Origin of the sequence: Streptomyces sp. NPDC048417, assembly GCF_040651615.1 — a bacterium.
Lineage (GTDB): Bacteria > Actinomycetota > Actinomycetes > Streptomycetales > Streptomycetaceae > Streptomyces.
The window spans coordinates 176,510-190,020 of the sequence record NZ_JBEZKI010000006.1 but is presented as its reverse complement, the minus strand read 5'-3'; the positions used below and the strand labels follow the sequence as shown (position 1 = coordinate 190,020).

The following is a 13,511-nucleotide window of genomic DNA, read 5'->3' as shown; positions in this document are numbered from 1 at the left end:
GCGGGCCCCGACTCAGGCGATCTCGACCAGCAGGTCGCCGCCCTCCACCTGCTGGATGCGGTTGATGGCGAGCCGGGAGATCCGGCCGGCCTTCTGCGCCGTGATGGTGGCCTCCATCTTCATGGCCTCGATCGTGGCCACCGTGGCGCCCGCCTCGACCTCCGCGCCCTCCTGCACGGCGAGGGTGACGACGCCGGCGAACGGGGCCGCGACATGGCCGGTGTTGGCGCGGTCGGCCTTCTCGGTGACCGGGATGTCGGAGGCGGCCGACCGGTCGCGGATCTGGATGGGCCGCAGCTGGCCGTTGAGGCTGGACATCACCGTGCGCAGACCCCGCTCGTCGGCCTCGCCGACGGCCTGGAGTTCGATGAGCAGCCGGACGCCGGGCTCCAGGTCGACCGCGTACTCCTTGCCCGGGCGCAGGCCGTAGAAGAAGTCCTTGCTGTCGAGGACGCTGGTGTCGCCGTAGCTCTGGCGGTGCGTCTCGAACTCCCGGGTCGGGGCCGGGAACAGCAGCCGGTTGAGGGTGCTGCGACGGTCCTTGGCGAGACCCTCGCGGTCCTCGGTGCCCAGCTCCGGTGCCGGCTTGGCGGCGGCACGGCCCTGCAGGGCCTTGGTGCGGAACGGCTCGGGCCAGCCGCCGGGCGGGGTACCCAGCTCGCCGCGCAGGAAGCCGATGACCGAGTCCGGGATGTCGAACTTGTCGGGGGTCGCCTCGAAGTCCTCCGGCTGCACCCCGGCTCCCACCAGGTGCAGGGCGAGGTCGCCGACCACCTTGGAGGACGGGGTGACCTTGACCAGCCGGCCCAGGATGCGGTCGGCGGCCTCGTACATCGCCTCGATGTCCTCGAAGCGGTCGCCGAGCCCCAGCGCGACGGCCTGGGTGCGCAGGTTGGAGAGCTGGCCGCCGGGGATCTCGTGGTGGTAGACGCGGCCGGTCGGGGAGGCGAGGCCCGCCTCGAAGGGCGCGTAGACCTTGCGGACGCTCTCCCAGTACGGCTCCAGGTCCTCGACCGCCCGCAGGTCTAGCCCCGTGGGACGCTCCGAGTAGTCGGTGGCGGCCACGATCGCCGACAGGGAGGGCTGCGAGGTCGTGCCGGCCATGGAGGCCACCGCGCCGTCCACCGCGTCCGCGCCCGCCTGGATCGCGGCCAGGTAGGTGGCCAGCTGGCCGCCCGCCGTGTCGTGGGTGTGCAGGTGGACGGGCAGGTCGAACTCCCGGCGCAGCGCCGAGACCAGCTTCGCGGCGGCCGGGGCGCGCAGCAGGCCCGCCATGTCCTTGACGGCGATGATGTGCGCGCCGGCCTCGACGATCTGCTCGGCGAGCCGCAGGTAGTAGTCGAGGGTGTAGAGCCGCTCGTCCGGGTTGGACAGGTCGGCGGTGTAGCAGAGGGCGACCTCGGCGATCGCGGTGCCCGTCTCCCGTACCGCCTCGATGGCGGGGCGCATCTGGCCGACGTCGTTGAGGGCGTCGAAGATGCGGAAGATGTCGATGCCGGTGGCGGCGGCCTCCTGGACGAAGGCGTCGGTCACCTCGGTGGGGTACGGGGTGTAGCCGACGGTGTTGCGGCCGCGCAGCAGCATCTGGAGGCAGATGTTGGGGACCGCCTCGCGCAGGGCGGCCAGCCGCTCCCAGGGGTCCTCGGCGAGGAAGCGCAGCGCCACGTCGTAGGTGGCGCCGCCCCAGCACTCCAGGGAGAGCAGTTCGGGCAGGGTGCGGGCGACCACGGGGGCCACCGCGAGGAGGTCCTTGGTGCGCACGCGGGTGGCGAGCAGGGACTGGTGGGCGTCGCGGAAGGTGGTGTCCGTGATGCCGATGGTCGGGGACTCGCGCAGCCAGCGGGCGAAGCCCTCCGGGCCGAGCTCGACCAGCCGCTGGCGGGAGCCCGCGGGCGGCTCCCCGGCCGGCAGCGGGGGCAGCTTGGAAGTCGACTCGATCAGGTGCGGGCGCTCGCCGTGCGGCTTGTTGACGGTGACGTCGGCCAGGTAGGTGAGCAGCTTGGTGCCGCGGTCGGCGGAGGAGCGGGCGGTGAGCAGGTGCGGACGCTGCTCGATGAACGAGGTGGTGATCCGGCCCGCTTGGAAGTCCGGGTCGTCCAGGACGGCCTGGAGGAAGGGGATGTTGGTGGCGACACCGCGGATGCGGAACTCGGCGACGGCGCGCCGGGCGCGGCCGATGGCGGCCTTGAAGTCCCGGCCCCGGCAGGTGAGCTTCACCAGCATCGAGTCGAAGTGCGCGCTGATCTCCGTACCGGCGTGGGTGGTGCCGCCGTCGAGCCGGATGCCGGAGCCGCCCGGGGAGCGGTAGGCGCTGATCCGGCCGGTGTCGGGGCGGAAGCCGTTGGCGGGGTCCTCGGTGGTGATACGGCACTGGAGGGCGGCGCCGTGCAGCTTCACCGTCTCCTGCGACAGCCCGAGGTCGGCCAGGGTCTCGCCGGAGGCGATGCGCATCTGGGCCTGCACCAGGTCGACGTCGGTGACCTCCTCGGTGACCGTGTGCTCGACCTGGATGCGGGGGTTCATCTCGATGAAGACGTGCTTGCCCGAGCGGTCGAGGAGGAACTCGACGGTGCCGGCGTTGCGGTAGCCGATCTCCCGGGCGAAGCGGACGGCGTCGGCGCAGATGCGGTCGCGCAGCTCCGGGTCGAGGTTGGGCGCGGGGGCCAGCTCGATGACCTTCTGGTGGCGGCGCTGGAGCGAGCAGTCCCGCTCGAAGAGGTGGATGACGTTGCCCTCGCCGTCGGCGAGGATCTGCACCTCGATGTGGCGCGGGTCGACGACGGCCTTCTCCAGGAAGACGGTCGGGTCGCCGAACGCGGAGGCCGCCTCCCGGGAGGCCTGTTCGATGGACTCGCGCAGCGCGGCCGGGTCCTCGACCCGGCGCATCCCACGGCCACCACCGCCGGCGACGGCCTTCACGAACAGCGGGAACCCGATCTCGTCGGCGGCGCGGACCAGTTCGTCGATGTCGTTGGAGGGCTGGGAGGAGCCGAGCACCGGTACGCCGGCGGCGCGGGCGGCGGCGACCGCGCGGGCCTTGTTGCCGGTCAGCTCCAGCGTCTGGGCGCTCGGCCCGACGAACGTGATGCCCGCCTCCTCGCAGGCGCGGGCGAGTTCCGGGTTCTCGGAGAGGAAGCCGTAGCCCGGGTAGACGGCGTCGGCCCCGGCCCGGCGGGCGGCGCCCACGATCTCCTCGACGGAGAGGTAGGCCCGTACCGGATGGCCGGGTTCCCCGATCTCGTAGGCCTCGTCGGCCTTCAGCCTGTGCAGCGAGTTACGGTCTTCGTGGGGGAACACGGCGACCGTGCGCGCGCCCAGTTCATAGCCCGCGCGGAAAGCGCGGATGGCGATCTCTCCACGGTTGGCGACCAGCACCTTGCGGAACATCCCTGGATCCCTTCAGCCTGCCGGCGACAAACACCATGGTGTCAGCCGCGCCCTGCCGTAGCCCGCGCAACATTAGGGGTTGCCCGGACCGGCTGAAGTGCGAAAACCATCACATTGACGTTGTTGAGCACTTCGGCGGGTCGCCCGCGTGACGTATGGGTTTCGGGGAACCCTGAGGGGTTGGGGAGTCTCAGCGGACCCGGAGCGACGCTACGGGGTGGTGCTGCGGTGGGTCGGGCCGGGGCACGGGCGGGTCGGACCGGGGCGGGGACGGCGGGGTGCCGAGGCGTGCGGCGGGGGGTTCGGCGAGCCGGGCGGGGATCGGCAGCCGACGGCCGTGCAGCAGGCCGAGGACGATCGCCGCGGTCACCGCGATCAGGTGCTCGCGGCCGGCGAGGTTCGGTACGGCGACGGACTCCCACACCATCGAACCGCCGGTCAACGCGAAGACGACGGGCGCCCGGCGGACCACGGCCAGATAGGTGAACAGGCCCACCACGGCGGCGGACGGCCCCGTGTCGAGGATCCGGCCGGCCTCCGGGGGCAGGCCGAAGCCCCACCAGCCGGGGCCCAGCGCGACCATCACACGGGCCGTCATGGTGCCGGCCAGGGTGGTGAGGTACGCGACGGCGAGGGTCCGGGCGCGGCCGAGCGCGAGTTCGGCGAGGGCGAAGGCGAGGAAGAGCTGGGTGATGCCGGCCCACACCGGGAGGTCGAGCGCGGGAACGTAGAGCGAGACCGGGGTGCGCAGCAGGGACAGCCACAGGGGGAGGTCGGCGGTGACACCGCCGAGATGCCACACCAGCCTTCTGCCGACGGGGTGCTGGGCGACGTCATGGAAGAAGATGACGCCGAACGCGGCCACGAACGCGAGCACGATCCCGGAGAGACCACGCCGTACGAGCTGCCGTACCGGCTCCACCACGATGCTGTGCCATTCGTCGCGCAGTGTGCGCCCCACGAACCGGACGGCACGCACGGCCGCCGTCCCCCAGCTTCCGTTCCCCGTCATGAAGGCATCGTCCCCTCGACACCGGCTCCCGGCCCTCGGCCCTGAGCCCCTGAGCCCCTGAGCCCCTGAGCCCCTGAGCCCCTGAAGAGGCTCTCCGTTCCCCGGCCGTCCCACGCGTCATCGTATAGACGTTTGGATCATTTGCGACGATGCGGAAGTTACTGCTGGTCGAATATCGGCGTCGGGTTTATCACCCGTCCACCACGCAACCCCCAGGGGCGTGATCGCGTCCCCCTCATCGAAACCTCGGCAAAGGAGTGGTAATGCAGCAGCCGTCGCGCCGTGTTGTGCTGACCGCGGCCCTGGGAACCGCACTGCCCGCCGGCACCGCGCCGGACGCCGCGAGCAGATTCCGGGCGCTGGAGCGCGAACACGGGGCCCGGCTGGGGGTGTTCGCCTGGGACACCGGCTCGGGCGCCCGGGTCAGGCACCGTTGCGGCGAACTCTTCCCGATGTGCTCGGTGTTCAAGACGCTCGCGGTCTCCGCGGTGCTGCGGGACCTGGACGAGGACGTGCTCGGCGAGGTCGTCCACTACGACGCGAGCGATGTCGAGAAGTCGGGCGGCGCGCCCGTCACGGGCAGGCCCGAGAATCTCGCCGCGGGAATGACGGTCGCGGAGCTGTGCGCAGCGGCGATCTCGTACAGCGACAACACCGCGGCGAACCTGTTGCTGGAGCAACTGGGCGGGCCGGTGGCGGTGACGCGGCTGTGCCGTTCGATCGGGGACCGGGTGACCCGGCTCGACCGGTGGGAGCCGGAGCTGAACTCGGCGGAGCCCGGACGGGTCACGGACACCACCACTCCCCTGGCCATCGGCACCAGCTACGCGCGACTGGCCGTCGGGAACGCCCTGGACGGCGCGGACCGGCGGCGGCTCACCGGCTGGCTGCTCGCCAACACCACCGGAGGGGAGCGGATCCGCGCGGGGCTCCCCGCGGACTGGACCGTCGGCGACAAAACCGGAACGGGCGCCTATGGCACCGCCAACGACGTCGCGATCGCCTGGCCCCCGCGGCGCGCCCCGGTCGTCGTCGCCGTTCTGTCCACGCACACCGACCCCGCCGCCCAGGCCGACTCGGCGCTGGTGAAGGAGGCGGCCGCCGTGGTGGCGGACACGCTCACGCGAGGCGCTTCGTAAGATCGTGCGCGGTTCGGGACACGGCGAGTCGCCGTCGCTGACAGCGGTTTCCCACAAGGGGACCGGAACTGTTCTGTTTCGATCACGAACTCTCGTATAGTGACGGCCAGTTCAGTACCGAGCGTCACATCTCCCTCACCGGAACCACATCCCTACCCGCTCCCAGGACCAGACCGGACCGATGACCGCGCCCACGCATACCGGCGATCGACCTGCCCTCCGTACGCTCGTCCCGACTCTCGCGCTGACCGCGCTGGTCTCGGCCCTCGTGGTCGTCGCCGCGGTGACGGCCGCGCCGGCCTCGGTCCGCATCCCCCTCGCCCTCGGGGCCAGTGCGGCCGCGCTGGTGCTGTGCGCGGCGGTGACCTGGGCCGTCCACGCGGCGCGGGCCGCCCGGCGCGCCCGGCGCCGACTGGAGACGGTGAGCCAGGACATCGGACGGCTGCTCCAGCAACAGGCCCGTACGACCGAGGAGGCGCGCCAGGAGCAGCAGCGACTGATCGACGAACTGGCCCAGCAGCGCAGCGAGTTCGCCGACTCCTTCGAGCAGGAGCGGGTGCGGATCCACGAGGGCAGCAGCCAGCAGCTGGACTGGTACCGGCAGGAGAACGGCCGGCTCGCCGCCGACCTGGAACAGGCCTTGCGGGAGCGGGCCGCGGCGATCGCCGCGGCCGGCAACGCGGCCGGGCGGATGCAGGCCCTGGCCACCGCCACCCTCGCCGACCTACGGGCCATGGAGGAACGGCACACCGACGAGGAAGTGCTCGCCGACCTGCTGCACCTCGACCACCGCACCGCCCAGGCGGGCCGGATCGCCGACTCCATCGCCGTCCTGACCGGGGCGCGCTCCGGCCGCCGCTGGGCGCGTCCGATCAGCATGGAGTCCATCCTGCGCGGTGCGATGGGCCGCATCAGCGGCTACCGCCGGGTGCGGGTGCACTCGGTGAGCGAGACCGCCGTCACCGGCCACGCGGCCGAGGGGGTCATGCACGCGCTCGCCGAACTCCTCGACAACGCGGCCAACTTCTCGCCCCCGACGGCCGAGGTCCACGTCTATGTGGAGGAGGTGCCGGCGGGAGTCATCGTGTCCGTGGAGGACAGCGGGCTGGTGATGGGCGATGTGCAGCTGCGCCGCGCCGAGCGGGCGGTCGCCGGTGACACCACCGAGCTCGGCGGCCTCACCGGTACCCGGCTCGGGCTGGCGGTGGTCGGCCGGCTGGCCGGCAAGCACGGTCTGAAGGTGTCGTTCCGGCCGTCGGCGCGCGGCGGCACCGGGGTGCTGATGCTGGTCCCCCAGGACCTGCTGACCCGTCCGGTCGCCGACGAACCCGCGCTGCCCAAGCAGCCGGAGTCGGCCGAACCGGTGCCGGCCCCGGCGGACCCGATACCCGTGCACGAGTCCGCGGAGCCCGACGAGGACGAGGAAGGACCCACCGGGCTGCCCAGGCGGCGCCGCGGCCGGACCCTCGCCGAGGCCGAGCGCCGGTCGGCGCCCCAGCCGGCGGAGCCGCGCCCGGTGCCCGCCGCCGAGGACGCCCGGCTCCGCGCCACCCGCTTCAACAGCTTCCGGCAGGCCGTCCGCCCGGCCGCGTCCGACGCCGCCGAGCCCTCCGGCGCAACCGGCCACGCCGACGCGCCCGGCGCCGCCGAGGCCGACACGGCCTCGGCCCCCTACACCCCCACCCCGGCGCACGATCCGGCCCCCGCGCCCCACCCGGAGTCCGGTCCCGAGCCCACGTCCCACCCGCACGCGCACCCGGAAGGCGACACCACTCCATGACCGGCAGGACCACCGCCGACGATAAGCTCACCTGGCTCATCGAGGGCCTCCTGGAGCGCACCCCCGGCGCGCGGCACGCCCTGGTGCTCTCCCGCGACGGCCTGAAGCTCTGCCGTACCCCGGAGCTCTCCGTCGACCAGGCCGACCAGCTCGCGGCGATCGCCGCCGGCATCCAGTCGCTGTCGCACGGGGCGTCCGTCGAGTTCGGCGACGGCAGCGGTGGCGTGCGGTCGGCGATGACCGAGTTCTACGGGGGCGTGCTGTTCATCGTGGAGGCCGGCGAGGGCGCCCATCTGGCCGTGGTGACCAGCGAGGACGCGGACCCGGGGCTGGTCGGGCACAACATGAGCGAACTGGTCGAGCAGCTCGGCGAACACCTGACCGCGCCGCCCCGTACGTCATGAGCCGGCCCGGCAGGGACGACGCGCCCGACCGCCTGTACACCATCACCGGCGGCCGCAGCAGCTCCGGGCCGGACAGTCCCTTCGACCTGGTCACGCTGGTCGTCGCCGAGTCGGAGCCGACCCCCGGCATGCAGTCGGAACACGCGGCGATCCTGCGGCTGGCCGAGTTCCCGACCTCCGTGGTGGAGATCGCCGCGGAGCTGAAGCTGCCGGTGAGCATCACCAAGGTCCTGCTGGGCGACCTGCAGGCGGCCGGCCGGGTCAGCGCCCGCCATCCCTACCGGCCTGCCATCACCGACCCCGACATCCTGGAGCAGGTGCTCGTTGGACTCCGCAACCTCTGACGCGCGCACCCCGTTGGGTGCCTCCGCCGACAACGGTTTCAAGATCGTGGTCGTGGGCGGCTTCGGCGTCGGCAAGACCACCCTGGTCCGTTCCGTCAGCGAGATACGTCCCCTCAACACCGAGGAGACGATGACCCAGGCCGGCGAGGAGGTCGACGACGTCCGCGAGGTGCGCGGCAAGTCCGCCACCACCGTCGCCTTCGACTTCGGCCGGATCACGCTGGACGCCCGCAATGTGCTGTACCTGTTCGGCGCGCCGGGCCAGGAGCGGTTCTGGTTCCTGTGGGACCGGCTGTTCTCCGGCACCCTGGGCGCGGTGGTGCTCGTCGACACCCGGCGGATCGACGACTCCTGGTACGCCATCGACCGGCTGGAGAAGCACGGCACCCCGTTCATCGTGGCCTGCAACGACTTCGGCGGCCCCGTGCACGCGCCCGAGGACGTCCGGAACGCGCTCGACCTGGACCCGCACATCCCGCTGGTCACCTGTGACGCCCGGTCCCGGGAGTCCGGCAAGCAGGTGCTCATCCAGCTGGTCCAGCACGTCAAGAACCGGTACGCCGGCCCCTCGGCACCGGCGGACCTGCCCCGACAGGAGTTCGTGTGATTCCCGAAGCCGTGCCGCTCGGCGGCCCCCGGTTCCAGACCGAACCGGCGCGTCTGTACCGCGAGATGCGGCGCGACCACGGCGCCGTCACCCCCGTCGTGCTCGACGGGGACGTGCCCGCCTGGCTGGTCGTCGGCTACCGCGAGCTGCACCAGGTGACCGGGGACCCGGTGCTGTTCAGCCGGGACTCCGACCTGTGGAACCAGTGGGACGTGATCCCCGACGACTGGCCGCTGCTGCCGATGATCGGCCGCAAGCAGCCGTCGATCCTGTACACCGTCGGCGAGCGGCACCGCGAGCGCGCCGGGATGATCAGCGACGCGCTGGAGGCCGTCGACCCCTTCGAACTGCGGGGCCACGCCGAGCGGTTCGCGGACGAGCTGATCGACGGGCTGTGCACCAGCGGCGAGGCGGACCTGGTCGGCCAGTACGCGATGCTGCTGCCGGTGCGGGTCCTGGCGCGACTGTACGGCTTCTCCGACGAGGAGGGCCCCGGCCTGGTCACCGCGCTCAACGACATGATCGACGGACGCGAGCGGGCGATCGCCGGGCAGACGCATCTGGCCACGTCCATGGCGCAGTTGCTGGCCGACCGGAAGGCGGACCCGGCCGACGACGTGGTGTCGCGGATGCTCCAGGACAAGAGCGGGTTCACCGACGAGGAGATCTCCCAGGACCTGATGGTCATGATGGCGGCCGGGCACCAGCCGACCGCCGACTGGATCGGCAACTCGCTGCGCCTGATGCTCACCGACGACCGGTTCGCGGCCTCCCTGTTCGGCGGCCGCAACAGTGTCGCCGAGGCGATGAACGAGGTGCTGTGGGAGGACACTCCCAGCCAGAACATAGCGGGCCGCTGGGCCTCCCGTGACACCCAGCTGGGCGGCCGCCGGATCCGCGCCGGTGACCTGCTGATCCTCGGCCTCCAGGGCGCCAATTCCGATCCGCAGGTGCGCACCGACGCCTCCGCGCTGACCGGCGGCAACAGCGCGCACTTCTCCTTCGGGCACGGCGAGCACCGCTGCCCGTTCCCCGCCCAGGAGGTCGCCGAGGTGATCGCCCGGACGGGCATCGAGGTCGTCCTGGACCGGCTGCCGGACATCGACCTGGCGGTGCCCGCCGACTCCCTCACCCGGCGGCCCTCGCCCTGGCTGCGGGGGCTGACCGAGCTTCCCGTCCGGTTCACGCCCGTACCCACCCTGTAATCCGACACCGACGGTCAGGCGCAGCACCGATTTGGCGCAGTACTCCAACCCTGCCCTGGGAGGCACGTCACGATGACGACCGGTACCGAACAAGCCCGGATCGCCCTCGACCCCTTCGTCACCGACCTGGACGGCGAGAGCGCGCGGCTGCGCGCCGCGGGTCCGCTCGCCGCCGTGGAGCTGCCCGGCGGGGTGCCCGTCTGGGCGGTCACCCGCCATGCCGAGGCCAAGGCGCTGCTCACCGACCCGCGTCTGGTCAAGGACATCAACGTGTGGGGCGCCTGGCAGCGCGGGGAGATACCGCCGGACTGGCCGCTGATCGGCCTCGCCAACCCCGGCCGTTCCATGCTGACCGTGGACGGCGCGGACCACCGCCGGATGCGCGGACTGGTCGCCCAGGCGCTCACCCCGCGCCGGGTGGAGCAGATGCGGGAGCGGATCGAGAAGCTCACCCAGGACCTGCTGGACGCCCTGCCGGCGGACCAGGAGACCCTGGACCTCAAGGCGGCCTTCGCCTATCCGCTGCCCATGTTCGTGGTCGCCGACCTGATGGGCATCGACGAGGCCGAACTGCCCCGTCTGAAGGTGCTGTTCGAGAAGTTCTTCTCGACCCAGACCCCGCCCGCGGAGGTCATCGCCACCCTCACCGAGCTGGCCGGGATCATGGCGGCGACGGTCGCCGCCAAACGGGCCGAGCCCGGCGACGATCTGACCAGCGCGCTGATCCTGGCCTCCGAGGACGGCGACCACCTCACGGACGAGGAGATCGTCTCCACCCTCCAGCTGATGGTGGCGGCCGGCCACGAGACGACGATCTCCCTGATCGTCAACGCCGTGGTCAACCTCTCCACCCACCCCGGCCAGCGGGCCGAGGTGCTCTCCGGCGAGGTGGACTGGTCGGCGGTGGTCGAGGAGACCCTGCGCTGGTCCACCCCGACCTCGCACGTCCTGATCCGCTTCGCCACCGAGGATGTGCCGGTCGGCGACAAGGTGCTGCCGGCGGGCGACGCGCTGATCGTGTCGTACGCCGCGATCGGCCGCGACGAGGACGCGCACGGGTTGAGCGCCGGGGAGTTCGACATCACCCGGGAGTCGAAGAACCGGCACATCTCCTTCGGCCACGGCCCGCACGTCTGCCCCGGCGCGGCGCTGTCCCGGCTGGAGGCGGGCGTCGCGCTGCCCGCCCTGTACGACCGCTTCCCCGGGCTGGACCTCGCGGTACCGGCGTCCGAGCTGCGCAACAAGCCGGTGGTCACCCAGAACGACCTCTTCGAGCTGCCTGTCCGGCTGAACCCCTAACGGGTCTTGACGGAGTACGACTTGGCTCCCGTGCCGGCCAGCGCACCGCCGTCGACGATCAGGTACTCGTCGCGGATCGGCCGGCCGGCGAGCCAGGACTCCAGGATCTCCCGGGTGCCAGCCGCGTAGCGGGCCTGCGCGGAGAGGCTGGAGCCGGAGATGTGCGGGGTCATCCCGTGGTGCGGCATGGTGCGCCAGGGGTGGTCGGCGGGCGCGGGCTGCGGGAACCAGACGTCGCCCGCGTAACCGGCCAGCTGCCCGCTGCGCAGCGCCCGGTCGACGGCGTCCCGGTCGGCGATCTTGGCCCGCGCGGTGTTGATGAGATACGCGCCGCGTTTCATCGTGCCCAGCAGCTCGTCGCCGAACAGGCCCTCGGTCTCCGGGTGCAGCGGCGCGTTGACGGTGACGACGTCGCAGTGCGGGGCCATGGCGGCGGCGCTCTCGTGGAAGGTCAGGTTCAGCTCGCGTTCGACGGACTCGGGCAGCCGGGTGCGGTCGGTGTAGTGCAGCTTCACGTCGAAGGGCGCGAGGCGGCGCAGCACCGCGAGGCCGATCCGGCCGGCGGCGACGGTTCCGACGTGCATGCCTTCCAGGTCGTACGACCGGTTCACGCAGTCGGCGATGTTCCAGCCGCCGTCGAGCACCACCTGGTGCGAGGGCAGGTAGTTGCGGACGAGCCCCAGGATCATCATCACCACGTGCTCGGCGACGCTGATGCTGTTGCAGTACGTCACCTCGGCGACCGTCACACCGTGGGCGATCGCGGCGTCGAGGTCGACGTGGTCGGACCCGATGCCGGCGGTGACGGCCAGCTTGAGGTTCTTCGCGGCGGCGACGCGCTCCGGGGTGAGGTACGCCGGCCAGAACGGCTGGGAGATGACGACGTCCGCGTCGGGCAGCTCGCGGTCGAAGACCGAGCCCGCGCCGTCCTTGTCGGAGGTGACGACGAGGGTGTGGCCGGCCTTCTCCAGGAAGGAGCGCAGGCCGAGTTCGCCGGAGACGCTGCCGAGGAGATGACCGGGGGTGAAGTCGATCGCCTCGGGGGTGGGGGTGGTCTGACCGCCCGGGTAGTGGTCGATGACGGGGATGCCGTCGCGGGCGTAGCTCTTCGGGTATCCGTCGGTCGGGTCGTCGTACAGGACGCAGAGCACCTTGGCCATGGTGAGGGCTCCTCAACTCCGTTGCGGATGGTGTTCCCTTCACGATCCTCGGGGGCAACTGCGCTGGTCAAAGCGAACTTTGCTATGTGCTCATAGCCCGCGGCTATCAGTCGCGGCCGTCCAGGTGGGCGGTCAGCAGGTTGTCGAGCGCGTCCCGCAGCCGTGCCTGGCGGGCGACCTTCACCAGGGCCTGGGCGAGCACGGACTGCGGTTCGCTGCGGGCGACGACCAGGCCCACCCGGGGGCCGTGCGCCGGGCCCTCCAGCGGGACCACGCGCAGGCCCTCCGGTACGCCGAACATGTGCAGCCAGGCGTGCGAGATCACGCTGGACCAGCGGCCGCCGGGGAGGTGGGCGTAGAGGCCGGCGACGCTGTCGGACTCGATCGCCGGGACGGGTGCGGCGCCGTCGGCGGCGAAGCAGTCGTCGATGATCCGCCGGTTGCGCATCCGGGGCCCGAGCAGGCACAGCGGGAGGTCGGCGGCCTGGGACCAGCTGGCGGTGACCGCGTCGCCCAGGGGGCCGCCGACCGGGGTGAGCAGGACGTACCGCTCCTCGTAGAGCGGGAAGCGGCGGACCTGCCGCAGCTCCTCGTCGTCCAGGTAGGTCATGGCCGCGTCCAGCTCGAACTCGGCGAGGCCGCGCCGTATGTCGGCGGACGACAGGGACTCCATGGCCACCCGGGCGTGCGGATGCCGGTCGCAGAAGGGGCCGGTCAGGAGTGAGGTGACGGGGACGGCGGTGGGGACGATACCGAGGCGCAGGGTGCCGGTGAGGCCGTCCCGCAGCGCCGACAGCTCCTGGCGCAGCGCGTCCCGCTCGGCGAGGATGCGGTGTGCCCACGCCAGCACCACCTCGCCCTCGGGGGTCAGGCCCTCGTAGCGGCGGCCCCGGCGCACGATCGGGACGGCGAGTTCGTGTTCGAGTCGCCGGATCGCGGCGGACAGCGAGGGCTGCGAGACATGACAGGCGGCGGCCGCGCGGGCGAAGTGCCGCTCTCGGGCGAGCGCGACGAGGTATTCGAGCTGGCGCAGCAGCATGCGGGCTCCACCGGGGGGGCTCGGCGACGGATCGACGGCGGCCACCGTATCCGGGTCCACGTCCACCGGACGGGGAGCAGAGACCGGGTACGCACGGCCACGGCGGCCGTTTGACATCGAGTGCGCTCGAAGCCG

General features: G+C 72.2%; 11 protein-coding genes. 7 read left to right on the top strand and 4 right to left on the bottom strand.

Going from position 1 to position 13,511, the window contains the following annotated elements; genetic code table 11:
- Positions 1-12: 12 nt before the first annotated feature.
- Both AB0D59_RS11850 and AB0D59_RS11845 read right to left on the bottom strand, forming a co-directional pair.
- Positions 13-3,387 (bottom strand): pyruvate carboxylase, encoded by a 3,375-nt coding sequence (locus tag AB0D59_RS11850; protein ID WP_362563919.1) that lies wholly within the window; start codon positions 3,385-3,387, stop codon positions 13-15.
- Between the two features lie 190 nt (positions 3,388-3,577).
- Positions 3,578-4,399 (bottom strand): hypothetical protein, encoded by an 822-nt coding sequence (locus AB0D59_RS11845; RefSeq protein ID WP_362563917.1) that lies wholly within the window; start codon positions 4,397-4,399, stop codon positions 3,578-3,580.
- A gap of 263 nt (positions 4,400-4,662) precedes the next feature.
- Between AB0D59_RS11845 and bla the strand changes: the two genes are divergently transcribed.
- The 7 genes from bla (at position 4,663) to AB0D59_RS11810 (ending at position 11,177) form a co-directional block, all read left to right on the top strand.
- A complete protein-coding gene (bla, locus tag AB0D59_RS11840) occupies positions 4,663-5,538 on the top strand; it encodes a class A beta-lactamase (RefSeq protein WP_362563914.1) in 876 nt (291 codons plus the stop codon).
- A gap of 181 nt (positions 5,539-5,719) precedes the next feature.
- On the top strand, positions 5,720-7,318 hold the full coding sequence (locus tag AB0D59_RS11835; RefSeq protein ID WP_362563911.1) for an ATP-binding protein: 1,599 nt from the start codon (positions 5,720-5,722) through the stop codon (positions 7,316-7,318).
- A complete protein-coding gene (locus tag AB0D59_RS11830; protein ID WP_362563908.1) occupies positions 7,315-7,722 on the top strand; it encodes a roadblock/LC7 domain-containing protein in 408 nt (135 codons plus the stop codon). The genes AB0D59_RS11835 and AB0D59_RS11830 overlap by 4 nt, the downstream gene beginning before the upstream one ends.
- Positions 7,719-8,066, top strand: a complete 348-nt coding sequence (locus AB0D59_RS11825; RefSeq protein ID WP_362563906.1) for a DUF742 domain-containing protein — start codon at positions 7,719-7,721, stop codon at positions 8,064-8,066. The genes AB0D59_RS11830 and AB0D59_RS11825 overlap by 4 nt, the downstream gene beginning before the upstream one ends.
- 13 nt (positions 8,067-8,079) lie before the next feature.
- Positions 8,080-8,673, top strand: a complete 594-nt coding sequence (locus AB0D59_RS11820; RefSeq protein WP_362564175.1) for an ATP/GTP-binding protein — start codon at positions 8,080-8,082, stop codon at positions 8,671-8,673.
- Positions 8,670-9,878: a cytochrome P450 gene (locus AB0D59_RS11815; protein WP_362563904.1), complete on the top strand. Its 1,209-nt coding sequence runs from the start codon at positions 8,670-8,672 to the stop codon at positions 9,876-9,878. The genes AB0D59_RS11820 and AB0D59_RS11815 overlap by 4 nt, the downstream gene beginning before the upstream one ends.
- Before the next feature lie 72 nt (positions 9,879-9,950).
- The gene (locus AB0D59_RS11810) at positions 9,951-11,177 is read left to right on the top strand and encodes a cytochrome P450 (protein WP_362563901.1); all 1,227 of its coding nucleotides are present in this window, start codon (positions 9,951-9,953) and stop codon (positions 11,175-11,177) included.
- Here the strand turns inward: AB0D59_RS11810 and AB0D59_RS11805 are convergent.
- Together AB0D59_RS11805 and AB0D59_RS11800 are read right to left on the bottom strand one after the other, a co-directional pair.
- Positions 11,174-12,337, bottom strand: coding sequence for an NAD-dependent formate dehydrogenase (locus tag AB0D59_RS11805; protein ID WP_362563898.1), 1,164 nt, complete (start codon positions 12,335-12,337; stop codon positions 11,174-11,176). The genes AB0D59_RS11810 and AB0D59_RS11805 overlap by 4 nt on opposite strands.
- 106 nt (positions 12,338-12,443) lie before the next feature.
- Positions 12,444-13,376 carry a LysR substrate-binding domain-containing protein gene (locus tag AB0D59_RS11800; RefSeq protein WP_362563896.1) on the bottom strand — a complete coding sequence of 311 codons (933 nt, stop codon included), beginning with the start codon at positions 13,374-13,376 and terminating at the stop codon, positions 12,444-12,446.
- Positions 13,377-13,511: the final 135 nt, after the last annotated feature.